This window comes from Agrobacterium sp. SORGH_AS_0440, assembly GCF_031453135.1.
Taxonomy (GTDB): Bacteria; Pseudomonadota; Alphaproteobacteria; order Rhizobiales; family Rhizobiaceae; genus Agrobacterium; species Agrobacterium pusense.
Map to the genome: position 1 here is coordinate 1 of NZ_JAVIYR010000003.1, position 23,150 is coordinate 23,150.

At 56.5% G+C, this 23,150-nt stretch carries 21 protein-coding genes and 2 pseudogenes; 12 read left to right on the top strand and 11 right to left on the bottom strand.

Features of this window, described 5'->3' with window-relative positions:
• Together QE453_RS22745 and QE453_RS22750 are read left to right on the top strand one after the other, a co-directional pair.
• Window positions 1-969 (top strand): sensor histidine kinase (locus tag QE453_RS22745; RefSeq protein WP_309778201.1); only part of this gene is annotated, 969 nt, incomplete at its 5' end.
• 423 nt (window positions 970-1,392) lie between these two features.
• On the top strand, window positions 1,393-1,692 hold the full coding sequence (locus QE453_RS22750) for a DMT family transporter (protein WP_309778203.1): 300 nt from the start codon (window positions 1,393-1,395) through the stop codon (window positions 1,690-1,692).
• A 433-nt stretch (window positions 1,693-2,125) separates the two neighbouring features.
• Here the strand turns inward: QE453_RS22750 and QE453_RS22755 are convergent, their stop codons facing one another.
• Window positions 2,126-2,692, bottom strand: coding sequence for a DUF1003 domain-containing protein (locus QE453_RS22755; RefSeq protein ID WP_309778205.1), 567 nt, complete (start codon window positions 2,690-2,692; stop codon window positions 2,126-2,128).
• A 782-nt stretch (window positions 2,693-3,474) separates the two neighbouring features.
• Window positions 3,475-3,765: a hypothetical protein gene (locus tag QE453_RS22760; protein ID WP_156510787.1), complete on the bottom strand. Its 291-nt coding sequence runs from the start codon at window positions 3,763-3,765 to the stop codon at window positions 3,475-3,477.
• A 400-nt stretch (window positions 3,766-4,165) separates the two neighbouring features.
• Here QE453_RS22760 and QE453_RS22765 point away from each other — a divergent pair, with 400 nt between their 5' ends.
• Window positions 4,166-4,435, top strand: coding sequence for a hypothetical protein (locus tag QE453_RS22765; RefSeq protein WP_309778208.1), 270 nt, complete (start codon window positions 4,166-4,168; stop codon window positions 4,433-4,435).
• 336 nt (window positions 4,436-4,771) lie between these two features.
• Window positions 4,772-5,176 (top strand): VOC family protein, encoded by a 405-nt coding sequence (locus tag QE453_RS22770; RefSeq protein WP_309778210.1) that lies wholly within the window; start codon window positions 4,772-4,774, stop codon window positions 5,174-5,176.
• 583 nt (window positions 5,177-5,759) lie between these two features.
• Here the strand turns inward: QE453_RS22770 and QE453_RS22775 are convergent.
• Together QE453_RS22775 and QE453_RS22780 are read right to left on the bottom strand one after the other, a co-directional pair.
• Window positions 5,760-6,011, bottom strand: coding sequence for a hypothetical protein (locus QE453_RS22775; RefSeq protein WP_309778213.1), 252 nt, complete (start codon window positions 6,009-6,011; stop codon window positions 5,760-5,762).
• A 138-nt stretch (window positions 6,012-6,149) separates the two neighbouring features.
• Window positions 6,150-6,659 carry a ferritin-like domain-containing protein gene (locus QE453_RS22780; RefSeq protein WP_309778215.1) on the bottom strand — a complete coding sequence of 170 codons (510 nt, stop codon included), beginning with the start codon at window positions 6,657-6,659 and terminating at the stop codon, window positions 6,150-6,152.
• Window positions 6,660-6,824: 165 nt separating this feature from the next.
• On the opposite strand from QE453_RS22780, the gene QE453_RS22785 reads away from it, so the two are divergent.
• Window positions 6,825-7,649: a manganese catalase family protein gene (locus QE453_RS22785; RefSeq protein ID WP_309778216.1), complete on the top strand. Its 825-nt coding sequence runs from the start codon at window positions 6,825-6,827 to the stop codon at window positions 7,647-7,649.
• A gap of 465 nt (window positions 7,650-8,114) precedes the next feature.
• Here QE453_RS22785 and QE453_RS22790 read toward each other — a convergent pair whose 3' ends face one another.
• From QE453_RS22790 to QE453_RS22815, 6 genes are all read right to left on the bottom strand, one after another.
• A complete protein-coding gene (locus tag QE453_RS22790; RefSeq protein WP_309778218.1) occupies window positions 8,115-9,278 on the bottom strand; it encodes a DUF1214 domain-containing protein in 1,164 nt (387 codons plus the stop codon).
• A 365-nt stretch (window positions 9,279-9,643) separates the two neighbouring features.
• A complete protein-coding gene (locus QE453_RS22795) occupies window positions 9,644-9,919 on the bottom strand; it encodes a SemiSWEET transporter (protein WP_309778220.1) in 276 nt (91 codons plus the stop codon).
• Between the two features lie 58 nt (window positions 9,920-9,977).
• The gene (locus QE453_RS22800; protein ID WP_309778221.1) at window positions 9,978-10,952 is read right to left on the bottom strand and encodes a TIGR03885 family FMN-dependent LLM class oxidoreductase; all 975 of its coding nucleotides are present in this window, start codon (window positions 10,950-10,952) and stop codon (window positions 9,978-9,980) included.
• 15 nt (window positions 10,953-10,967) lie between these two features.
• The gene (locus QE453_RS22805; protein ID WP_309778222.1) at window positions 10,968-11,264 is read right to left on the bottom strand and encodes a hypothetical protein; all 297 of its coding nucleotides are present in this window, start codon (window positions 11,262-11,264) and stop codon (window positions 10,968-10,970) included.
• Window positions 11,265-11,453: 189 nt separating this feature from the next.
• Entirely contained in the window at window positions 11,454-11,816 is a 363-nt protein-coding gene (locus tag QE453_RS22810; RefSeq protein ID WP_309778226.1) for a response regulator, read from the bottom strand.
• The gene (locus QE453_RS22815; protein ID WP_309778228.1) at window positions 11,816-14,374 is read right to left on the bottom strand and encodes a PAS domain S-box protein; all 2,559 of its coding nucleotides are present in this window, start codon (window positions 14,372-14,374) and stop codon (window positions 11,816-11,818) included. The genes QE453_RS22810 and QE453_RS22815 overlap by 1 nt, the downstream gene beginning before the upstream one ends.
• Before the next feature lie 1,169 nt (window positions 14,375-15,543).
• Here QE453_RS22815 and QE453_RS22820 point away from each other — a divergent pair.
• The 4 genes from QE453_RS22820 (at window position 15,544) to QE453_RS22835 (ending at window position 19,503) form a co-directional block, all read left to right on the top strand.
• Window positions 15,544-15,915, top strand: a complete 372-nt coding sequence (locus tag QE453_RS22820; RefSeq protein ID WP_309778230.1) for a hypothetical protein — start codon at window positions 15,544-15,546, stop codon at window positions 15,913-15,915.
• Between the two features lie 107 nt (window positions 15,916-16,022).
• A complete protein-coding gene (locus QE453_RS22825) occupies window positions 16,023-17,396 on the top strand; it encodes an ISNCY family transposase (RefSeq protein ID WP_182590814.1) in 1,374 nt (457 codons plus the stop codon).
• Window positions 17,397-17,658: 262 nt separating this feature from the next.
• Window positions 17,659-18,114, top strand: coding sequence for a Rid family hydrolase (locus QE453_RS22830; protein ID WP_112540347.1), 456 nt, complete (start codon window positions 17,659-17,661; stop codon window positions 18,112-18,114).
• 387 nt (window positions 18,115-18,501) lie between these two features.
• Window positions 18,502-19,503: an IS30 family transposase gene (locus tag QE453_RS22835; RefSeq protein WP_309777454.1), complete on the top strand. Its 1,002-nt coding sequence runs from the start codon at window positions 18,502-18,504 to the stop codon at window positions 19,501-19,503.
• A gap of 219 nt (window positions 19,504-19,722) precedes the next feature.
• On the opposite strand, the gene QE453_RS22840 is transcribed toward QE453_RS22835, so the two are convergent.
• Window positions 19,723-20,832 (bottom strand): PAS domain-containing protein, encoded by a 1,110-nt coding sequence (locus QE453_RS22840; protein ID WP_309778231.1) that lies wholly within the window; start codon window positions 20,830-20,832, stop codon window positions 19,723-19,725.
• Between the two features lie 630 nt (window positions 20,833-21,462).
• Here QE453_RS22840 and QE453_RS22845 point away from each other — a divergent pair.
• The 3 genes and pseudogenes from QE453_RS22845 to QE453_RS22855 form a co-directional block, all read left to right on the top strand.
• Window positions 21,463-21,633: pseudogene (locus tag QE453_RS22845) on the top strand (peptide ABC transporter substrate-binding protein); the annotation flags it as partial.
• Window positions 21,634-21,684: 51 nt separating this feature from the next.
• Window positions 21,685-22,608 carry an oligopeptide ABC transporter permease OppB gene (gene oppB, locus QE453_RS22850; RefSeq protein ID WP_309778233.1) on the top strand — a complete coding sequence of 308 codons (924 nt, stop codon included), beginning with the start codon at window positions 21,685-21,687 and terminating at the stop codon, window positions 22,606-22,608.
• Window positions 22,601-23,149, top strand: a pseudogene (locus QE453_RS22855) (ABC transporter permease); the annotation flags it as partial. The gene oppB and the pseudogene QE453_RS22855, both read left to right, overlap by 8 nt.
• Window position 23,150: the final 1 nt, after the last annotated feature.

Genomic DNA, 23,150 nt, shown 5'->3' on the forward strand with positions numbered 1-23,150 from the left:
CTTTTGCAAGACCAACAGGTGGCTGCGGTCTCGGCCAGAATGGATGATGGCCTTGAAGATCTTCTTTGTTCGTCACCCGGCATTATTACCATCACGCACGAAGCGCTCACCCCTTCTGTCCTGACGAAGGTTTCCGATCACTTGAAATCCCAACCCGATTGGTCAGAAATACCGATTATCGTCCTCCTTGAGAAGGCTGCACCGGTGCAAAGCATCCGGGATCGATTGCAGGCAGCATGGCCGAAATCCCGTCTTCTGTTCCATGTGCGTCCGATCGCGCCGCTAGAACTGGTCAACGCTATTCAGTTGAACCTTCTGGTGCGGTTACGGCAGCGGCAAGTTCGCAATTCAATCGAACGGGAGAGAGAACTGCGTTTGGAACTGAACCATCGCGTGAAGAACATCCTTGCCACTGTCACCTCCATTTTCCAGATGACGCGAAAACGCGCTACGACCGTGGACGAACTGGCGGGTGATTTCGGCGCGCGGCTTCAGGCCCTTTCGGGCGTTCATTCGGCAGTCTTCGAGGCGGGCGGGGAGGAGGTTGGCCTCTCTTTGATTGTGGCCACGACCATAGCTCCCTATAACGGTGATGGCTGGACGCGAATCGCGGTTTCCGGTCCAGATATTGTTGTCGGTCGGGATGCGGGGACTACCATCGCGCTTTGTATTCATGAATTGACGACCAATGCCATTAAATACGGCGCGCTTTCTGTTCCTGAGGGTAGCGTGGAAGTGGTTTGGGAAATAACCGACGGAAATGACCCCCTGTTCAGCATGCACTGGGTTGAACGAGGCGGCCCACCCGCGGTCGCCCCCAGTCGTCAAGGATACGGGACGCGCTATATTCGATCAGCTTTAGGCTCATTATTCGGTACAGCGCCTGAACTGCAGTTTGGCACGCAGGGATTTCGCTGTCGCATTGCCGGACCAGTTTCGCAGTTAAAACCTGCAAAACTGCCGGACTAGACGCGGCCTTTTTTCCGACGATGCGGACCTATTGCGCCGGTCGCGACGCCACGAGCCGATCCTCCTCCGGCGCCCCGGTTCCACATGTTCGAAATGGTGAGCCCGAAGATTGGTGCGAGGGTCTGAGGCCCCCGTCCTGGCGCTCGGGCAGGATCAGGATTGTGACGCTTGCTGGTCTGGTACGCACCAAGGGACGCCGAGCAGCCGAACGGCCCCGCCATTTTCACTGACCCCGGTGAAGGGTTCTTCAACTGTCGCGTCGTCGTGTTGACCGGCAGCCGGCCGTAACGGAAAGCTCCAGAGTGAATGTGCCAAGACGACACCATCAACGAGGGGGCGAAACTTAGCGGACGCGGAAAGGCCTGTCACCACCAGGGAATGGGGTTCAGCCGTCATCGTTAACATCAAGCAGTCCCACATGCCTTGGCCGGGCGGTTTTCCACAGACACCGGCCTGCGCCTGTCCGATGTTCCATGGATGATGGTTGCCGGCGTTGGTGCGTTGAGTGCACACTACTGCCAGGCACAGGCGTTGAAGCGCGTCGATGCCTCTGTCATCATGCCCGTCGACTTCCTGCGGGTGCCCATGGCTGCACTCGTCGGGTTCTACGCCTACGGAGAAGGTATAGACGTCTGGGTCGTTATCGGCGGATGCATAATTCTGATGTCAAATTTCCAGGCAATGATGTCCGAACGCATGAGGTCACAGACACCAAATGCATGACGAGCCACGACATCCGGCCTTGCCTGAGGCGAGCCGGCTGGCGGCCGGTGGTGAGAGGGATGCAGATGTGAATCGGTAGCGTCGGAGGAGGACGTGTTTCCGGCGGATCGTGGTTGTCAAAGGCCGGCCGCGCCCAATCTGACAGGGGGCAATTCAAATGGCACAGCCGGTCAAAAATCACTCGCAGTCCGGGCGCGACATCCCGTTGCGCCGACGAACGGATGCACGACTGCCGCGCTTACACCAGATCTGCTGTTCCGCCAGTAACTGTTTGCAATTTTGCACCGTGAGGCGGCTCGGTTTGGCGGTCGTATCCGCCATGTCGCGGTGAACCGCCGGGTAATGGTTATCGGCCAGAGGCCTGAGTCAGCGGACGATCAATGCGTATCAACATGTGGACCCAACCATCAGCAGCAAATTGCGATCGGTACGTCTAAACATTGCCGAGCGGTCCTCTTCCCTCAGACTGGCCGTCCTCTCCACCCGAGATCTTTTCAATGGTGTCCAGAACGCCCTCCGGCGTAACGTCCTCTTGCAGTTGTGCAATTTCCTGCTTCTGAGCAAGGTCGAGACCGAGTTTTTCCGCTATCGCGGTCACGATCGATAGAAGTTGCGTGGTCTCGTGCTCTGCAAGAAGCGATATCTGGAGATTGAGGTCCGCGCGCTTGTCGTCGGCCTCTGCCATCCTGTTCTGACTGATCATAACGAATGTCGAGATGAAAATAGCTTCTACGGAAGCGACCATGGCCAGAACAACCATCGATGGATCAAACGCCGGAAGGATGGGAAGCAGACCAACATTAATCACGATCCACCCTCCAAACACCAATGCATGAATGTAGACAAATATCATCGAGCCAGCGAAACGGGTGATGGCTGCCGCCGCCTTCTCCTGAAGCGAAGCCGTCGCTGCCTCCTGCCGCCGCCGCTCGAGCAGGGCTGCGATGTTACGGTCAAGCCGGCTGGAAACGGTCTGCTGCTTTATGACGGGCTTTGACATTTCACCCTCCGCTCGACCAAACCAACTAGATGGAATCCGGTTCCGGCTCGGCTCCCTTCCGCGGTACCGGACATGCGAGCCCAGTTGCCGGCCTAGGCCGCCCGGGACGCGGGCACCATCGTCATCGTTGTCGCGAGGGTCCGAGCGCAGGTCCGAAACCAGGCACCTCTGATTTCGATCCCCACAGCACCGGGGAATCCGGCGTTCCGCATTTTGAGTGCTCCGCGGCGTGGTGCCGGGATTTCTTGACGAATTTGCACTGCTTGATAATGGATATGACGGCCTTGGCTGGCCAGTAGTTGCGCCCCACGGATCCTAGCAGCTACCCAACCCCGCTGTCAGCGAACATGAGCATAAGACATCTGGCACTATTGTATCTCGGTATCGCGTTCCTCCTCGTCGGCTGCGCCACCTTTCTGGGTGGGTTAGGCTACCTGCTCTGGCTGGTTATCAGTGAGCCAGCCATCATCAAAAATGACTTCGGTCACCGCATCGTAACACGCCAGTAGCCTGGCACTTGCAAGATACATGCGGCTGCCCGGTCATCTTGCGATACAGCAACCCCAAAAGATTCGGGGAACTAAATGGGTTGAGCGGCAAAGCTGAAGGTGACGGTGCGCTGTCGATCCTTACCGTGTCGCGCGCGCACGGGTGCTGTCGGAGTGCCGATTATCGGCGCTGTGCCACGCTGGAGAGGGATCGCAGGCGCGAGAGGCGGCTGGTCCTTGCGTGGCGGGAGGAAGCTTGAGATCCCGGGCACTCATTGACGCCCCTGTCCATCATCAACGCTTGGCTGAGATGTTTTCGTCAGGAGGAAAACTGTTGCGCAGTGGATAGTTTTCCGGCAGCGCATAAGCCGAGCCAAAAGCGCGTAACGCCAGACGCCGCATCGTCAGAAAAAGTTCTGCATCAATTGCAGCCTCGTCACCTCGTGAAGACAGTGTTTTCAACGTCTCGGTGATTGTGTCTTCTACGAGCTTCACTTGCAAGGCGTGGTGGGGCGTGAAACACGCAGCCCATTTTCCGAGAGTTCGCTGCAGCAAGCAGCCTTCGATTTGTGCAGGTCGTTTCATGCTATCCTCCTGGCGCTGGACGTATACGAGCTTCGGAACGAGACGCGACCGCGCGGATGCATTGGCCAGACACTAGTGCAATCTTTGAGGGAGTCCACTCTGAGATTTGAGGAGTAGAAATTATACGGCCTGCGCACGCAGACTGACCGCCAGACGCCGCGGTCCGGCCACGCGACATATACGACCGGCGTCAGTCGGCGCAGCAAGCCTCGTGCTCGGCTACTGATCCTGTTTTTTGCGGGTTGGTTCTCGCCCCCTCCAGCGCGCGTTTGTTCATCTGGCGTTCATTCATCACGAGCCACCCTGTGTACGGTCGCGTCAGGCGGCCTGACAGAGGCCCGCAGTTTACCCCAGCCCACTGCGGGCCTCTTTTTATCCGAGAAGCAGCTTCCATCATGACATGTTCGGGGTGGCAGATTGCGTCCATCGTCCGGAGGCAATAGACGCCAACGCAAAATGCCAGCCACTCGATGTAGCTCCGATTGGCGTCAGCAACGATTGGATAAACGATCCAGCAAAGGGCTCACTGCCGGAAACTAATCTCGTCGCGGTCAAAGGAGTTTATGCGCTTGCGGCAAAATTTTCGGAGAGCGATTGCGAGCATGGGGAACTGCCGCACCATCCAACATTCTCGCCGGAACATCCATTCGAGCTTCAGGGTTATGACTGAACAGCGAAGTCTTGACGGTCTAAGTACTTCTCAACGCAGGTGTCGCGGGCGTAGTTCGTGGCGCTGAACCGCCAGATGCGAGGGAAACGCAGCCGCAATCTCTGATGGATCGCGCATTGACGCGGCACTTGCGGAGGTCAAGGAGCGCGATTTCGGCCTGGAAGCCTAATCGACCGGTGCAATGGACGCGCGGCGCGTCGCATCTGATAGCGGAACCTTATCATTCGATGCGCGGCGCTTGGCGCGACGATCGATACCAGACGAATGAACATAGGTAGCGCATACGATGTCTTGCGCGGGAAGGGCAGGCGTGATGTTGGTCAGCGAGGAGAAAGAATGTTCAGTCATATTATGCTAGGCGCGAGGGACCTCGAAAAAATGGTCGACTTCTACGACTGCGTCCTGGCACCCCTGGCATTGCAACGTGATTTCCAGACCGAAACCGGCGTGGACGCAGGCGTCATCTGGAAAAGCGGTGACAGGAGGTGGCCGCAGTTTGCCCTTCGCAAACCGATCAATGGACTTCCGGCAACTTGGGGAAACGGAGTCCAGATCAGCTTCGCTGCGCCTTCGCGATCTGCTGTTAACGACGCCTGGGACGCAGCAATCCGTATGGGTGGTATCAGTGAAGGCTCTCCCGGCATACGGCCACGCTACGCCGCGGACTTCTACGCCGCCTATTGCCGCGATCCGGAAGGCAACAAGCTATGCTTTGTCCACGCCGACAATCTCGCACTCTAGGCCGGACAGCGTCCCGTCCAGGGTTCGGCGATCACCTGCCACGCGGATGAACCACAGCCGCACAGTTCGGCACAGTGCCGTTTTAGCATCAGATCACCGGCTGGGGCCGCCTGCGCAGCATCACCAATACGGATCGGCCTCACGAATACCTCTATAGGAAGCCACGGTGCGACAAGCCGTCCCGTCACCGCCCTTTCTGCCTGTATGCTCGACGGTCCGAAAATCGCAGTGCCGCGACCGGGTAGCGGGAGTTTAAGCTTCTGCGCTCTCGTTCATGCCTTTGGCGACACCGGCGATTGCCGTGATAGTGAAGACGACGCAGTGGCAAGTGCAGGGACCCAAGTTATATCGCCTCTCCGGTATCCGCAGTCACCCATACCTGCGCGCAGGATTCTATGGGGCGTGATATAGATCACTGGAGACGAAAACCTCTCTCCTGCCCCCGAAACACAGGTCCAGCGTGACACGACCGGCGCGCATTGCCGCCTCTGACGAGGTGCCGCCCATGTGTGTCCCTCTGCGAAGAAGGGTCGCAAGGCGAGCACGACAACATCGCCGCTTTATCAACACGTGTTACCCAAGGTTACCCAGGTCTTACATCCATCAGGAGAACCATGGCTTCGATTTGCTGCGTGGCCTCGCGCAGCAGCTCATCCATATCGGCTTCCGACTTGCCGACTGAGTCGGGCGAGGTGCGGAACTTGCGCACTGCTTGCCGTTGCCTGACGGCGAGGCCCCCGTGCTGGCTGAAGGCCGGTTCGAGCAGATCAAGATAAGCCACCGCTTTTTCGGCAAGCCGGCGTTTTGTTTCGATCCGCCCGGGATGATGAGCCACGCGGCGTACCTCGTTTACAAAAGGAAGAAAAACGCAGCACAAGATGTCGCCTTTGTCGAAGTTGTCAGAATGCAACGTGCCCCTCCGCCGGATATCATGAAATTCCGCGTGACTCATCGATTGGTCCGAAGCGAAAGGTCAGACCTTGGCGGTCTGACCCTGTTCACTGAGTGCCACAAATTCGAGGGTCACTTTATCCAGATTGTCTTCCAGCCACCGCGCCATGTTCTCCTCCTCTTCGAGGTTGCTTCGGAGTGCAGAATAAGCTGCCTGATAGCCTCCATGGTCGCTGAGGGTCAGCAGAGATTTGTAGGCAGCAATTTCGTAATTTTCGAAGGCAAAATTCGCGAGGCTGTTCTTTATGATCTCATCTCCGGCAACTGTATGCCCGAGGCTTGCGAGAGAGCCTGTCATGGAAAGCGCCGTGTCCTTTATTGTCGAGGCCGATTCCGACAGTCCATTGAGGATTTCCTCAAGGCGGGCGATCTGTCCCTCCGTCTCTCGATAGTGAAGTTCCAGTCGGGCCTTCACCTCCGGATAATTCTCGATCCTTGAAATCTGCGGTTTCATGATCGACAGAGCCTGGTTTTCCATGGCGTGGGCATTACGCAGTCCGGTCACAAAAATTTCGCGCACGTCGGTTGTCATTCTTCATCCTCCTTGTTGAGCGCCCCCAACCGTTGTTCGCCACGGAAGTTCCCGCCGATATCCGGGCACGCGCTGGCTCGTTGCGTGTTGTGCTCGTTCTGCGTTATGGGCCGGAACAATCCCCGCGGCGCCCGGTTGGGCGGCGATGAAACGAGGAGAAATCAAATGTTTTATACCGACAACAAGCTGCAGTACCCAGTGAGAGTGGAGACACCAGACCCGCTGTTTGCAAGAGCGCTTCAGCAGGCAATTGGCGGCGTGGAAGGAGAAATCCGGGTCGCCATGCAATATTTTTTCCAGGCGTGCGGCGCGCGCGGGAATCCGAAATTTCGCGACCTTCTCATGAACACGGCCACGGAAGAACTCAGTCATATCGAAATGCTCGCCACCGCCGTTGCCCTCAATCTTGAAGGCGCGCCCCTTGAGCTGCGGGAGGAAATCTCTGGCGATGCGGTGGGAGGAGCCGTGCTGAATGGCGTCAATCTGAAGAACATACTATCGTCCGGGCTCGCCGCTATGCCCGTCGATTCAGACGGCGTGCCTTTTGACATGTCGCATATTTATGCCAGCGGAAACATTGCTGCCGACATGACCGCCAATGTTGCTGCGGAATCGACAGGCCGGGTGCTTGCTGTGCGGCTGTACAACATGACCAACGACCCGGGTATGAAGGACATGCTGTCGTTCCTCATTGCCAGGGACACGATGCATCAAAACCAGTGGCTTGCCGCGCTGGAGGAGTTGGGCGGGGCAAAAAGTGTCTTTCCCATTCCCAACAGCTTTCCGCAAGAGCTGGAACAGCAGGAGTTCAGCTACGCCTATCTGGGCTTCCAGTACGATGGGAGCGAGCCGGCTCAGGGCCGCTGGAGCACAGGAGCCTCCATTGATGGAAGAGGGGATTTCTCGACAAAGATTTCCGAGCCCCTAGGGCAGAAACCGGAGCTCGGTCCTGCCAAGCCGGGCGGCGGGGCGCAGAAGGAACAGATGTGAGCATCTTTCCACCCAAAATGCCCGCCTCCCAGGAGGCGGGTGGCGCGCAGAGGAAAAAGTGATGGCAGTGGAAGCTTTATCGGGAACATGGGTGCTGGTAGGGGTCGCCGGCTTGGTAATCTGGCTCTTCGGCGGTGTGTTGAACGCCGTCAGCTACAGTAGCCCGCCAAGGCCAAGCGGTGGTTATTCTACGGTCGTAATGTCTGCTCTGTTTGTGGCTGGTGGCGTACTCGAGCTCGTGATGATTGTAGGCATCCTGACGGAGTCACTGTCGAACTGACGGTGCCCGAAACATAGATGTTTGTCGCGGTCCCTTCCCGCTTCCCAGAGGTCGAGCAAGACAGCGCGGACCAGATCCGCGCTATTCACCCTCAGCCGCCGCCGGGGGAGTCTGCGCGTTCTCAAACGGCCTTTCGACGGGACCCGGAGCGTGAGCTCGCACCACGGTTCGTGCTCCCGCGTGGATCATTGGACGAACTGGGTGACAGCAGAAGGTGCCCAGTCCCCGTGCCGAACGGCTTCTTTCGGAACGTATGTTCGGAACGTCAGTGAAAACGGTCTACCTTCGGGAGATGGCAGCCAGTTCGATTCCGGAATACCACGAACGGGGTGGGGGCCGATGGCAATCTTCAACGAGCCGTCCTTCTCCTTTTTGAGGTCAGAATAGCTGTTGAAATTGTAGCGTTTGAGGTCGTTGGCGACGACGCGGTAGTCAGGAACGCCGACGAGGATCACGGACCAATAGGCATCGACCACTAAGTCGGGCAATTTGTCGGCGGGAAAATGGATGACGTAGCTTTTTGAGCCATCGAGCGGTTTCTCGGTTACGTCGCGGGTAGCAACGAAATAAATTACCTCGTCACTGGTATTAGCCCATATGCCCGCAAAATTGACGACGGTTCGAAGTGAGTAATTGCTTCCGTAGTTGCCAGTCTGGCCACCGCCCACCCAATGATTACGATAGGGTGCGCTTTTTGTGAAGGCGTATTCGATAAATTGCGGGATGACCTTCTCGCGCAAGAGCTTGTCGACGGAGGCACGCGCTTCTGCAGAAGACGCGACATAGGCGGCGACAAAGCGTACCTGCTGCTGCATATTGGCAGCGACCGGAGAAACGTCAAACGCGCTGCTCAGCTTCGTTTCAGCATCGTCGAAAATCTCCGCACCAATCAGAGACCTGTTGTCGAACATGGGGACGAACGGCGGCGGTGCTATAACGGGATTGCCCATCGCGGTCACCTTAAATTTTCTTTGCAGGTTCAGAGCACCTTCCGGCTCGCCTCTGAGCTCGACCCGCCCGAGCATCTTCGCCTTATGCGAGTGCAACTCGATGCGGGCCGTGTCCGAGGGTAGGATCCCTTGCCAACCTGGGGGAACCAGGGCAAATTTTCCGAATGGCATTGATGGAAATGTTCGCTCGTTGATGTTGCTGACAACTTCTCCCCACTCGTCCAGGATTTGAGCCGTGTAATAGCGGCCCGTGATTTCAGGCACTTCCAGGATAACCGGAGTGCGTTCGTCCACAGCGATCCATGCCTCAAGATAGGCAACGTCGAAGTTGGGATTGACGAAGTCGGCGGAGCCAAGCGGATTGTATTTTGATCTGATTGTAGGTAAATCCGTCGCCACCCCTGTCGATCTGCTCCTGTCGTAAAACCAGCACACGCCCAAGCAGGTACACGTAGGCATCTCCGATCGTTTCGTCGCTTGGCTTTCGGGCGTCCGTCCCAGCAAAGCCTGAAACACCTGTCACGCCCAAAGCAGATAACGCAGCGAGCATCTTCAAACCGGTACGTCGACTAAACTTCATTGGTCGCCTCATCGTTTAACATGGACCGCGTCGAGCTTCTCACTCAGAAGCAATCAGAATAGTGAGGCGCCGGGAAAGTACGTAACGGTAAATTTACGGGTAAATTCGCGGCTCGTGCCACAAATAGCTTGTGTGGGAGAAGCCAGGACGGCGGTTCGCCGAGCTGGCATCGTTTGTGGCCCCGTTACGATGGGCGTTCAGGCGAGTGGCGCGTGCGGAGTTTTTGGAGAAGGACGATACCGGACAGGCAAAAACAGACGGAGTTGGTGAGAATGATGGGCCATTCGCCTCGAAGAAAACCGAACGTCGTCCAAAGTGCAAATCCGGTCACAGTCAACACATACATGCGCACTGAAATCGCTTCCGTGTCGCCTGACCTCATCACCTTCCAGACTTGAGGGATGAAACTCGCCACGGAGCATATTGATGCGAGATAACCAACGAGCAGACCGCTGTCCATGAGGCACAGAATTCCTTTTCCCAGTCCGTTTCCGGGTCACCTGAATACAGAGATGACTTTAACGGCGTTGCACTAATTTCGGGAGCACCTCGCGCGCCATGAATCGAATGAAGCCGGGCTGATCGCGAGAGACGTTGTGAATGTAAACTTCGCCCACGCCGCAGGAACGGCATTCATCGAGCAGCCGAAGGACGTCGCCTGCAGTGCTCACAAGGGGGACGCACTGGTCCATCTCCTCCGGCGGGATCTCGCGCGTCACGTTGTCAAAATCTGCCGGACTTGCAAGGTCCGCGAGGAGATCTGCCGGTGCGGCTGCCGTTCGCCACTGGTCCCAGGCAGCGATACGTGCTTCGTCCCGTGTAGTCCCCCAACTGAGCTGCAGCTGGAGCGCGAGCGGCTTTTCAATGCCGCCCGTCGCTCGGTACCGATCAAAAATGTCCGCCAGCTCCCGAGCCGGCTTGTGCACCGTCAGGAGACCATCCGTCCAGACCCCCATCCAAGCAGCGGTCTCCGCTGACAGTGCAGCGCCGAACACGGCCGGAGGCCGCCTGGGGAGCGACCAGAGCTTCGCATTGTCGACTGAGAACCATGGCAATACGCGGGACACTGTCTCACCCTTCATAAGCCCTCGCATAATGTCGGCCCCTGCCTGCAGACGCTGATCGCGTTCGTGCTTGTTCGGCCAGCCCTTGCCAACGACATGTTCGTTTACAGCCTCGCCGCTTCCGACTGCGATCCAGCGCAGCCGGTCGGGAAACATTTCCGACAGAGTAGCAATCAGGTGCGCAAGCGTAACCGGGTGATAGCGCAAGCCACCGGGAATGGCGAGGCTGCCAAAGGGCAGCGTCGTGACCGCCATGGCAGCTCCCAGCCAGGTCCAGTTGTTGCCGGAGTTGCCTTGGCGCTCACTCCACGGGGTAATATGGTCAGAGGTCATGACAGCATCGAAACCCGCTCGCTCGGCTTGTTTGACGAATGACAGCAACTCGGCGGGTGCGAATTGCTCGTGAGACGCGTGGTATCCAATGATCATGTCCTGGCTCCTGTGCTACAGTCTTTCAATGGACAATGCGCGTACGATGATTTCATCTTGGGAAAGATGGGTCTCAAGACTTTGGCGATACTGCGCCCACCAGTGGCGATCGAGTTCGTCGGTCATGACCTCGAGCAGAAGTATACGGTCCTGTTCAACCTTCCTGCCATCCTTCCATAAGCCGTCGGCCGGGACGGGATCATGAACCATCACACCGCCGAAACGGTTGGTCAGTTCGAAACGGACCGTTTCAAGCGCGCGGTCAGACAAAGCGGGAGTGACAGGAAGCAGGATCTCAACAAGATAAGGCATTTGGTCGCTCCGGTTGAATGGGCCTCAGCGTCGCCGTCATTTACTGGTCCCTCGCCGAAACGCAGGAACTATCGGTTTGTTTCCACGCGCGGGCACTACCGACCAACATCGCGGCCACCGCACTGTGCCACTTGCATTGGTTTTGTAGGGAGCCGGTAGCGCCACACCTGCTTGTCGTCTTACAGATTGCTAACGAATTAGCCCAGCTATCAGGCGCTCGACGTCCTCTGTGACGTAGGGCTTTGAAAGTGTCGGCACGTCGGCATATGAACGGTCCAGTCCCTTGGCACCATAGCCCGACGCGAACGCGAACGGGATGCGTTGTTCCCGCAGAATTTCCGCTATCGGATAACTCGTTTGTCCATCGAGATTGACATCAAGAATAGCGACATCAAAGTCTCCGCCACGCGCGATTTCACAACCCTGCTGCACGCGTGACGCAATCGTGATCACCTCGTGGCCAAGATCCGTTACGATATCTTCCATCAGCATCGCCACAAGTGCTTCATCCTCGACGATGAAAATGCGGAGCTTCCTTTCAGGGATAGTCATCAGTGTTTATTCCGTTCGTCAGGATGTGAGGCGGGCAGGGGCGCGGTCAAACTGAAGTTGACGCCAGACTCGGGAAACGACAGGAGAACCTGCGCATCCAGTTCACGAGCCAGTGCCTGTTCAAGAAGACGGCTGCCAAATCCTCTTTTTTCGGCAGCCGTGACGCTGGGACCATGTAGCTCTCTCCATGTGAGATGAAGCGTTTTGCCTTCCCCGCTCCCATCAATACTCCAGTGAACCGCGACTTTGCCTCCATCGACCGAGAGAGCCCCATGTTTCGTTGCATTGGCGCCAAGTTCGTGGAAGGCCATCGACAGGGAGAGAGCGAGTTTGGGATTCAACCGGCAGGGTGGTCCCGATACCTCGAGCTGGCGCCCCGGATCGAGGCATACTGCCTGGAGCGATCTGGTTAGAATCTCGTGCAAATCCGCGCCCTGCCAGCTTTCTTGCGTGAGAAGGTCATGGGCTCGGGCAAGCGCCACAAGGCGGCTCTCAAATTGCCGGAAGGCGTGATTGTCCCGTTCGCCGCGGAAGGTCTGGGAAGCGAGGGACTGCACCGTGGCCAAGGTGTTTTTTACCCTGTGATTCAGCTCGTTAATGAGCAACAGATGGCGCCGCTCCTCCTGGCGCTTCTCCGTTATATCCCGTGCGATTTTCGACGCTCCGATGATCTGCCCTTTGCCATCTTTCAAGGGAGAAACCGTGAGCGAGACGTCGATCAGGCTTCCGTCTTTTTTCATGCGCACGGTTTCGTAGTGCTCGATGTGCTCGCCCCTGCAGATGCGCGCAAGGATTTCCGGCTCCTCGTCCTGCCGTTCGGGGGGGATGAGGATCGTAATCGGTTTTCCGATCACGTCCGCGGCCGTGTATCCGAAAAGTCGTTCGGCACCCTTGTTCCACGTCTGGATTATGCCTTGGGTGTCTTTGCTGACGATCGCGTCGTCCGAGAAGGTGACAATCGCGGCCAACCGCTCCGCAAACTCTTCGGCTTTCTTCCGGTCCGAAATGTCGACCAGCATGTTTATGGCGCCCGTCAGTCTACCCTCGCTGTCATGCAACGGAGTGGGGTAGGGGATGAACGGAACGCGCGTCCCATCCGGCCTTTCAGCAACCGCCTCTTCTCCGCGAATTGGCCGGTCCTCTTTAATCGCGACCGCCATCGGACACTGGTCGTGCGGCAGAAAGGTCCCGTCCGTTCGGAAGAGCCGCCAGGTGACGCACCACTCATCGCCCAACGCCGGAACGCGGCCCGCCATCTCTACCGCCGCACGGTTGAAGAACGTGATGCGACCGTCAGCATCGGTAGTGTAGACCGCGGCCGGTAACGCCTCGAGAAGGTCACGCAGGTTCCTCTCGTTCTCTCGTATTCGGTCTTCCATCCGTTTGGCTTTGGTGACGTCGATGAGGACGCGCACGCCGTAACGAAACTCTCCTTTGGCGTCCCGTACCGACGAGCTATGAACGTCGAGGTACACGGACGTGCCATCCGGTTTGATCGCCTGCTTGCGCAATACGTAGCTGTCGATTTTACCCTCGACTTGCTGCGCGTAACGCTCTGCGTCTTGCTTTTTGTCTTCGGCATGCGTGTAATCAAGAAATGTCATCGCGAGGAGTTCGTCCTCAGAGCGTCCGAGCATCCGACAAAGCGCGTCGTTTACCCGCAGAAGGCGTCCAGCTGAATCTGCCTCTGCGATACCGATCGTCGCAGCCTGATAGGTTGCCGCAAGACGTTCTTCGCTTTCGAGACGTGCGAGTTCTGCCTGATGCACATCAGTGACATCAGTGGTAAAGCAGCGCGTATTTATAAAACGTCCGTCCTCGAAGCGACTGTTCGAAGTGATCAACACATGCTTGATCTGCCCGTTCTTGGCGCGAAGTCTGGCTGGGTACCTATCGAGGTCTCTGCCGCAGCTCAGCTTGTCCAGTATATCGGCGATCGCCCGGGCGTCCACATGAAAGGAGGCGATATGTTTGCCGACATATTCCTCCGCAGTGTAACCCAGCAACTCAAGCTCGGCCTTGTTTGCCCGCAGAATGATTCCTTCGTTGCTGACGATATGGAGCCCGACGGCAGCGTTTTCAAAAAAGTCCTCAAGGTCGGCGGCGTGTCGATTTGCTTGCCGTTCAAGAGCCTTCTGTGAAGAGATGTCCTGAAAGCAGTTTATTGCCCCTTCGATGCGTCCATCCCGGTCCCGCAGTGCGCGTACATTTACCAATGCTTCAAAACGCGAGCCGTCGGGCCGCTCCATGACCACTTCGCCGTTACGCGTTTCCTTGCCTGAACGGACAGCTTCGGCAACCGGGCAGCTGTCATGGGGAAGGCTTGACCCGTCAAGCAGATAAAGGTGGAGCGATCCGCAGAAGCGGTCTCGTGGATCTCGTATTCGAGGATATCTACCCCAAAGGCGTGCGGCCTCAGCGTTGTATGAGATCAGGAGCCCGTTCCTGTCGCACACGTACACCGCCGCGGGAACTGCATCCAGTAGAGCTCCGCCACCGGCGATGATAGCCTCGTATTCACTCAACTGTAGATCTGTATCATTTTCGGCATTCGACATTGAGATTCCCATTCGCCGTTTCCCGTCTGTGCATCCCCCCGGACGAAAAGGCTGTTTGCTAACGCGCGACGCGTCGCATTGTTCCAGCGTCGCACAAATTTTTTCGTTAGCCGTATCGGTGGCCACCGTGCCTTTTTTTGGTGGCGCCAAGATATGGTGCGGTGTCGTGCGCGAAGCTCCCCTTGCGTCGGGAGAATTGTGCGTTTTCCGCCCCCGGCATTGCTCATCGCCGAGATAGCAAGGTTCAGTGCCCGAAATGATCGATCACTCTGCAAAAGGTCTTGTTGAATGACCGGTCGTCATCCGGGCACGCGCCGGTTTCAAATCAGGCATCTGCCAACAGGGACTGCAGCATATTGAGACCGCGAGACGAAATCAGGCCTTGTTCTTGTGCGGAAGACATCCTTTCGTTGGGGCCGAGGAATTTCACCTTGGAGCGGTAACGCCCTTTAGAAATCTATCGAAGAAATTAGCCTGCGCGTTTTGAGATTCATCAGCAAGGGAATTCCATGCCCTGGAATGCAGCCACTGCTCAATGATGGCGAGTGACTGGGGGGTGAGCTTCGCTTGGGGCTCTTCCAGAACTGTAATCGCTTGCGTCTGGACTATTCGGCGCACTGTAAAGTGTCAGTAGCGGTGTCAAGGGCACTGCTGGGTGAGGGTCGGTTACTCTCGCCCAACGAGAGGACGACAATATGTCTTCCATCCAAACCTTGCAGCCATCTCTCCAGAGTAGATGGAGATGATCCAGTCAGTCTTGAATCTCGCGGGTCCATCGGCAATCTTGCTATTTGGTCATCGCCGGCTCATGGCCGTTCTGACGATCAAAGAAATCTAAAACGCACGAGAGCTCCCCATTGCAGGCGAACGAACCTCCTTCCTACAGCTTTACCGCGCAAGTCGTGATGCCTCGCGTGGGATCCACAATGATCACAACCGCTTACGTCGTCGACGCCAAAGGCCTTTTGGTGACGCGGGCGGGATCCTCCCGTCTCATCCCGTGGACCTCTATTCGGTTCCTACACGTTCACGTAACGAGCGGGGTCGGCTCCACTGGATTTCCCGTCTACAGCGCGCGTTTACGAATGCTCTTCTCATCGAGGGAGATATCCTCACTGCATTGGCGGGGAGAGACACGAACTGATCAATCAGCCGATTACGTTCGCTTCATGGAAGAACTTATTCTTTTTGCGATCGCTCGTAACCCGCATATTCGGCTCCGATACGGCGGCGACCCTATGCTGGAGGCGGCGATCCCTGGCGTACTCTTTCTCGTCTCTCTGCCATTCTTGTTCATACCGTTCTTGATCATTAAACCGCTCGGTGCCCTTGTTTCTGGCTTCAAATTGTTTGGGTTGAACAAATTCGGAACCAGGCCCGTAGTTGCTGCAATCATCGCGGGACTTGGTGTGGTACTTAACATGCTTCCCTGGTCCACTGGTAAGCAGTTTAAGGCCGACGATCTGCCTAGCGCAGAACTTCCGCCTAAATATCGGCAAGCCGGCGTCTCACCTGAAATGAAACAGCAATTAGTTCCATAATATATCTTATGCGATTGTTGTATGTAGCCGCAAAGTTAAAGTGTCCTGTTTCTGCAAAGTTGGAATGTCACACTCCCCAGGTCTGATTGGCATCTGGGAGATTGCGGATGGGATTGATTACGATGAGCGAGCGCGACCTGCAAAGAATCGAGGTGCTGTCCAAAGTCGTGGATGGCCGCATGAGCATTGTTGCAGCAGCCCATGTACTGGCGATCAGCACGCGCCACGTCCAAAGGTTGGTCGATCGAATTGAGCATACCGGCGCTGGCTCGATCAGACATAAAGCGATCGGTCGACCGTCCAACAATAAAATTGCCAGCGGCGTCCGTGATTACGTTTTGATGCTGGTGCGTGAACGCTACCTTGATTTCGGACCTACGTTCGCGGCCGAGAAGCTTCAGGAAGAGCATGGCGTCACAGTCTCGCGTGAGACGCTGCGCAAATGGATGCAGGATGCCGGCATATGGCTTTCGAGAAAGCAGCGGCGAACGTTTCATCAGCCGCGGTTGCGGCGTGAGGCCTATGGCGAGTTGGTGCAGATCGACGGGTCGGAGCATCGCTGGTTCGAGGATCGTGGTCCGGCCTGCTCTCTACTGGTATTCGTTGACGACGCTACCGGTAAGCTGATGCAGCTTCGGTTTGTTCGATCTGAGAGCGCCTTTACCTACTTCGAGGCATTGGCGCTTTACCTCAAAGAGCATGGCGCACCGATTGCCTTCTATTCCGACAAGCATTCGGTCTTTCGGGTGGCAAAGAAAGACGCCAAGGGCGGGCAAGGCATGACGCAGTTTGGTCGCGCGCTATCGGAGCTGCACATCGAGATCCTTTGTGCCAATTCCAGCCAGGCCAAGGGACGCGTCGAGCGTATGAACAGGACATTGCAGGATCGGCTGGTCAAGGAATTGAGGCTTGCCAATATCAGTGACATGGAGACCGGCAATGCGTTTCTGCCAGCCTTCATCGAGCGATACAATGACCGCTTTGCGGTGACCCCTACCCGCCCCGACAACCTCCATCGGCCTGTCAATCTGGCGCCAAGCAGGCTGAATGACGTGCTTTGCAAACGCGAGCAAAGACACGTCGGCGCACAGCTTTCATTCTCCTATGAGCGCAAACGCATCATGCTTGAGGAGAACGACGTCACGCGCGGCCTAGTTGGAAAGTATGTCGAGACATACGCTTACGCTGATGGTCGACTGGATATTCGATGGAAAGGTCACTCGTTGCCTTACAAGATATTCGATAAGGACCAGCGCGTGACCCATGCGGCTGTGGTCGAGAACAAGCGTCTCGGCGAAGTGCTGGCCTATATCAAAGAGCAGCAAGATCGAGACCACGCACCTGCGCCAAAGACCAACAGTGAGAAGATCGGCTACAAGCCGAGAGGCCGCAAACCCGGTCCGCGCACGGATTTCATGAATGATCCGGACGTCATTGCGAGACGGCAAAAGGCTCTTGCTCAAATAGATGCGGCTGAATGATCCACTTCCGGCCAAAAGCGGACGACTGCAGCTGGCCCATTGCTGTCATAAGACGTCGTAATCAAGATTGTTGGAGAGACCATCATATGTGGCCGGACGAGCAATCCGCAGGAATAGCGCATCGCCCACCATATCGTGTGGTCAACAAAGACGGCTCCGTTCATTGCGTCAAACGCAATACACTCGTCAGATTTATTGCAATTTACGAGACGGTCAAACTCGTTCAGTTTCGGGTTCTAAACATTTCTCGAAGGAGCCAACGATGACGAACAAAGCAAACACACCACGCGTTGAATCTGCAAACCACGGTGTTGCCTGGGAAAAAGCATTTGGCTACGCACAAGCGGTCAAGGTTAAGGATACGATCTATGTTTCCGGTCAGCTGAGCCACGATAGCCAAGGGAATTTGGTCGCACCTGCCGAAATCGATGCCACTGGAAAGCCAGTTTCGTTCGACACCATGGAAGCTCAGATTCGCCAAACTTATGAGAATGCCCGCGTCCTCCTACAACAATTCGGCGCAACTTTCGATGACGTCGTTGAAGAGACACTTTACGTACTGGACGTCGATGCAGCCTTCGGCCCCGCCTCTGAAATCCGGAAAAAAGTCTACGGTTCCGAACTCCCTCAGCTGGCTAGCAACATCATTGGTGTGACGCGCCTCGCCTTTCCCCAACAGCTCGTTGAGATCACGTTCCGAGCGGTCGTGGACCGTTAAATGGCGGTGCGAGTTCTCAGATAGAAAAGCACGGTTTGTCAAAAAGATCGCGCAAGTCTATGCCTTATACGGCAGCGTGGTTACTTCCTCTATTGTCTCCCTCTGGGGTGACGATCGAAGGAAGCTAAAGCCAAAAGGGAGCGTTATCACCCGCCCCCTCCCTACCCTTGCAACCCGGCCCAGCCGGTCCGGTCGGGGGCTGACCGTCAGAGCAAGGAGGCGGTCAGTGTCGCATTTCTAACCGGCCGGTAGAGCGACAGATGACATTTTAACTTTGCGCAATCCGCGACAATTCAACTCTGCTGCCACATTGTATGTAGCCGGGTACATTCTATTTCCAAGTGCGACATGCCAATAATTTCAATGGCTTCACTTGGAGATTTTGGCATGTCTGAATGTTATCAGCAACTGACCCTCGCCGATCGTCGTCTTCTTCATCGCTTCGTAGAGCAGAAACTTGCTGTCAACGAAATGGCCCGTCGGCTAGGACGCCACCGATCGACGATCTATCGGGAGATCCGTCGAAACACGTTCCGCGATCAGGAACTTCCTGAATACAGCGGCTACTTTCCGACCATTGCTGATGAGATTACTCGCGAACGTCGGCGGCGTCTGCGAAAGCTACGACGCCATCCAGATCTTCGTGCTGAAGTTATCAGTCAACTGGAGGCTCGGTGGTCTCCAGAGCAGATCGCCGGACGTCTACTGTCGGAAAGAATAAGCCCCGTTCGCGTGTCTGCCGAAACGATCTACCGGTTCATCTACAGCAAGGAAGATTACGAACTCGGCCTCTATAGATACCTGCCGGAAGCGCGCCGCAAACGTCGCCCATTGGGTTCAAGGAAGCCTCGCGACGGTGTATTCCCGGCGAGCCATCGCATCTCGCAAAGGCCTGATTTTATTGGAAACAGATCGCGGTTTGGGCACTGGGAGGGTGACCTCATCATCTTCGAGCGTCCGTTTGGGCATGCCAATGTAACGTCACTTGTTGAGCGCAAGAGCCGCTACACGGTGTTAATCAAAAACCCGAGCCGACATTCGCGACCGATCATGGACAAGATCGTGCGTGCCTTCTCCTCCTTGCCCGCTTTCGCACGTCAGAGCTTTACGTTCGATCGCGGCACAGAGTTTGCAGCATTTCGGGCTTTGGAAGATGGGATCGGCGCACGAAGCTGGTTCTGTGATCCAAGCGCGCCCTGGCAAAAAGGTGCGGTGGAAAACGCTAACAAGCGCATCCGCCGATTCTTGCCATCGAACACGGACCTCAGCCAGATGTCACAAGCGATGCTGAACCAGATCACACGCATACTCAACAACCAACCCAGAAAGTGCCTAGGCTACAAGACGCCAACCGAAGCGTTCATGGAACATTTGCAAGGAGAGACCTGATCCCCTACCCTCAAAAACAGGCATGATGCACTTCGGTTAGATTCTCCAACGCCCATTTAGTAATGCGACAGTTGGGCCAGTTAGAGATGCGACAGTCTCGCCTCTCGACGCGCTGGTCAACGCCAACGTTGGGAGCAAGGGCCTCTTCGACCTCGCTCTCAAGCTCCATAGCCAGCAAAGCCTCGTCTTCAACAATCAAGATTTTCACGCGATATCCTTTCAGTCTTTTACAGAGAGCGTGACCCGCACGTCAGTACGGCGACCATCGACGGTCCTTACGATCGTTGCACGCAACTGCTTTAGTGACGCTTCCAGCATCTTCTTGCTGAAGGCGGCTTGTTCGCTATCCACTTCCACCGGGACAACGGTGTCAACGACCCGGATGAGGAAGTGACCGTTGAGTCGCTTCACTTCCAGATGCAGTTCACCACCGCCTTCTTTCAGTCCCCGGCCAATCGCGTCTCCAATGAGTTCGTTGATGATCAAGGCCAGAGGAGATGCCTTGGTTGCTGGAACCACGACCTCGTGAAGGTCTGTCGTGAGACTGATATCGGTCCGTTTCAAGGCACCGATCTTGTCCAGCATCAGGGTGTTGGCGAAGTCCGCCACGTCGAAATGGCCAACATCCTCATCGTTCAGAAGTTTGCGCTGAACGGTGCTCAGTGCTTCGACGCGGTTCAGCACGGACATCAGTGTCCGCTCGACGACCTCGTTATCTGTCATTCGTGCCTGGAGCTTGACGATGGAAGCGATCGTCAGAAGATTGTTTTTCACGCGGTGGTCGACCTCATGCACGAGCGCGGTTTTTGCGCGCAAGGCCTCGGTCAGATCGGCCGTTCTGAGCGCCACTTCTTCCTCGGCAATGTGCCGGGCGCGGGCGAGTTCGGCTTCTTTACTCTTGATATTGGTGAAGTCTAGCTGCGAGGCGAAAAAGTAGATCACGGCTCCGGACACGTCGCGCACCGGGCTTACGAAAAGTGCATTCCAAAATTTGGACCCATCTTTCCTGTAGTTGAGGATATCGACGGCAATGTCTTTTTGCGATGCAACGGCGTCACGAAGTTTGGTGACGGCGTCCGGATCGGTCTGTGGTCCCTGCAGGAGTCGGCAGTTGCGTCCAATTAGCTCGCCAACCTCGTAGCCGGTGAGGGTGCAGAACGCCTTGTTGCAGAAAATGATGGGATTGTCCGGCTGCCGTGGGTCCGTAATCAGCATCGGCATGCGGGTGGCCTTGATCGCCGCCGCAAACGGATCTTCTGATGCATGCGCTGACACAAGACGCTCACCGGCGTCTTTGGCGTCCTGCCCGGAGTTCTGGTTGTCGATCATTCAGCGCCCTGAGGATTGTACGCCGGTGAAATGGGCCACTCCCGATTTTGTTCCCAAGGTGTGGAGAAAAGACTGAACTGCATCTCTCCTCGGGTGCTAATGGCGAAATATGTTTCCGCCTGTGATGAGCCGACGACAAGCTGTCCAGTCCGCAAAACTTAATTGGAGGGGCGTTCCTCTGGCTGAGTTTGTCACTACAGGCCACGCTGGCCCTCACGTTGGAAAGCCATTGCGGCCTTGCAGACGTCCGCTTAGTTCGGCGCAACGCCGTCGCTTTGTGGGTTGTCGAGCTGCTCAACAGACTTGATCCTGGTGCATCCCCAAAAGCCTTTGAGGACTACGCCGATCAACACTACGACACCGAGTCCCATGGACAGGTTGTACACGCTCATGAAGCCCTTCCCGGTTCTGCTTCAGCGCATTTTGGGCGTTTCCAGCCACCCTGGCAAGCTGGTCGTTATCGTCGGCAGGTTTAAAAGGTGCAAACTCAGTCTCTGTAGACGCCGTGCTCGTGCCGCGAAGGCCACCAACCGCTCGGGCACGAGCTACAATCGGGTTGCCAGCCGTTTCTCACCCTCAGCTCTCAGGTGGCAATTTTCCCTGGTGAATTCGTCTCGGATGCGCTTCCTGGCAGCTCGCTCCAAGCTGCTGCACGAGGCCGAAACGATCCTCATGAAGGAACAGCCGGTAGCGCCGCTTCTGACGCAGGCCGATCTTTGGCTAGTGTCCAACCGCGTCAAGGGTTGGGTGGACAACGCTGCCAATCAACACCTCAGCCGCTTCCTGAGCGTTTCCGAATAAGCAGCACTGGCACGGTGGCCCCGCCACCGTGCCATGCCGGAGCCCAAAAACATGATCTCGTTTATTCTGCGCCGTTTGGCGAGCGCCGTGCCGACGTTGTTTATCGTCGTCACGATCTCGTTTTTCCTGATGCGTTTTGCGCCCGGTGGTCCGTTCAATCTCGAACGTCCCCTCCCCCCGCAGACCATGGAAAATCTGATGAGAACCTATCATCTGGATGAGCCACTATGGCGCCAGTATCTCATCTATCTCGGCAATGCCGTCACCGGCGATTTTGGCCCAAGCTACATCTATAAGGACAACACCGTCGCGCAGCTGATCGGCAAGGGCCTGCCCTATTCGCTCGAACTGGGTTGTTATGCTCTGTTGCTGGCTCTGGTGGGCGGCGTGCTCGCCGGCACGCTCGCAGCACTCAGGCAAAACAGCGCTTTCGATTTCTCGATCATGTCAATCTCGACAGTGGGCGTCACCGTCCCGAACTTCGTCGTGGCCCCTGTTCTCACGCTTGTATTTGCCGTGCTGCTCGGGCTTCTTCCGGCAGGCAGCTGGGGTGACGGGTCGCTACGCTACCTCATTCTTCCGATGATCGCACTTGCGCTGCCGCAGCTTGCGGTCATTGCCCGGCTGACGCGCGGTGCCATGATCGAGGCACTGCAAATGGACCACATCCGCACGGCCAAGGCCTATGGCCTTCCCGCGCGCAGCGTCGTCGTTTTCCACGCCATGCGCGCGGCAATGCTGCCGGTCGTTTCCTATCTCGCTCCCTGCGCCGCCGCGCTTTTGACTGGCTCGGCAGTCATCGAAACGATCTTCACCATTCCCGGTGTCGGCCGCTACTTCGTTCTCGGCGCCATCAATCGTGACTATACGCTGGTGATGGGAACCGTTGTTCTCGTCGCCATTTTCGTCATCCTGTTCAATCTAGTCGTCGATATTCTCTACGGCCTTCTTGATCCGAGGGTCAGACATGACTGATAGCCCCGGCACTAACCCTCATTCGCAACAAATCAAAAGCCGCAGCCTGTTCCAGCTGGCAGCCCTGCGTTTCAGACGCAACAAGGCGGCCATGGCGGGTTCCGTCATGTTGCTCCTTATCACTCTGTTCTCGTTCGTCGGGCCTCATTTCCTGGCGCATACCTATGATCAGGTGTTTTCCTCCTATGTCTCGGTAGCGCCCAGTCTCGAGCCACGCCCGGATGTGAATAACCTTCAGGACGTGATGGAGGGTGTTGCGAGCCGGGCCCGCGTCGAGCTGAAGGAATTTGCCGTTGAAGGCCAGACTTTCACGGCGACCATCGCCTCCAGCAGCGCAATCGATCCGCGCGCAACACGCTACTTCGACCGTGCCAATGAATTCAAAAATACCAAGGTGATTGCGACCGAAGACGACGGACGCACGCTGAAGCTGGAAGGCGACGTCAACCGCGAATACTTTTTCTTCGGTACAGATTCCAACGGCCGCGACATGCTTGCGCGCGTCATGCTTGGCGGTCAGATTTCGATTGCGGTCGGTGTTC

Bases quoted from the DNA above. Each gene is read 5' to 3' on its own strand.
- QE453_RS22755 (WP_309778205.1), bottom strand. From the start codon at position 2,692: ATGTCAAAGCCCGTCATAAAGCAGCAGACCGTTTCCAGCCGGCTTGAC.
- QE453_RS22760 (WP_156510787.1), bottom strand. From the start codon at position 3,765: ATGAAACGACCTGCACAAATCGAAGGCTGCTTGCTGCAGCGAACTCTC.
- QE453_RS22765 (WP_309778208.1), top strand. From the start codon at position 4,166: ATGTTCGGGGTGGCAGATTGCGTCCATCGTCCGGAGGCAATAGACGCC.
- QE453_RS22770 (WP_309778210.1), top strand. From the start codon at position 4,772: ATGTTCAGTCATATTATGCTAGGCGCGAGGGACCTCGAAAAAATGGTC.
- QE453_RS22780 (WP_309778215.1), bottom strand. From the start codon at position 6,659: ATGACAACCGACGTGCGCGAAATTTTTGTGACCGGACTGCGTAATGCC.
- QE453_RS22785 (WP_309778216.1), top strand. From the start codon at position 6,825: ATGTTTTATACCGACAACAAGCTGCAGTACCCAGTGAGAGTGGAGACA.
- QE453_RS22795 (WP_309778220.1), bottom strand. From the start codon at position 9,919: ATGGACAGCGGTCTGCTCGTTGGTTATCTCGCATCAATATGCTCCGTG.
- QE453_RS22800 (WP_309778221.1), bottom strand. From the start codon at position 10,952: ATGATCATTGGATACCACGCGTCTCACGAGCAATTCGCACCCGCCGAG.
- QE453_RS22805 (WP_309778222.1), bottom strand. From the start codon at position 11,264: ATGCCTTATCTTGTTGAGATCCTGCTTCCTGTCACTCCCGCTTTGTCT.
- QE453_RS22810 (WP_309778226.1), bottom strand. From the start codon at position 11,816: ATGACTATCCCTGAAAGGAAGCTCCGCATTTTCATCGTCGAGGATGAA.
- QE453_RS22815 (WP_309778228.1), bottom strand. From the start codon at position 14,374: ATGTCGAATGCCGAAAATGATACAGATCTACAGTTGAGTGAATACGAG.
- QE453_RS22820 (WP_309778230.1), top strand. From the start codon at position 15,544: ATGGAAGAACTTATTCTTTTTGCGATCGCTCGTAACCCGCATATTCGG.
- QE453_RS22825 (WP_182590814.1), top strand. From the start codon at position 16,023: ATGGGATTGATTACGATGAGCGAGCGCGACCTGCAAAGAATCGAGGTG.
- QE453_RS22830 (WP_112540347.1), top strand. From the start codon at position 17,659: ATGACGAACAAAGCAAACACACCACGCGTTGAATCTGCAAACCACGGT.
- QE453_RS22835 (WP_309777454.1), top strand. From the start codon at position 18,502: ATGTCTGAATGTTATCAGCAACTGACCCTCGCCGATCGTCGTCTTCTT.
- QE453_RS22840 (WP_309778231.1), bottom strand. From the start codon at position 20,832: ATGATCGACAACCAGAACTCCGGGCAGGACGCCAAAGACGCCGGTGAG.
- oppB (WP_309778233.1), top strand. From the start codon at position 21,685: ATGATCTCGTTTATTCTGCGCCGTTTGGCGAGCGCCGTGCCGACGTTG.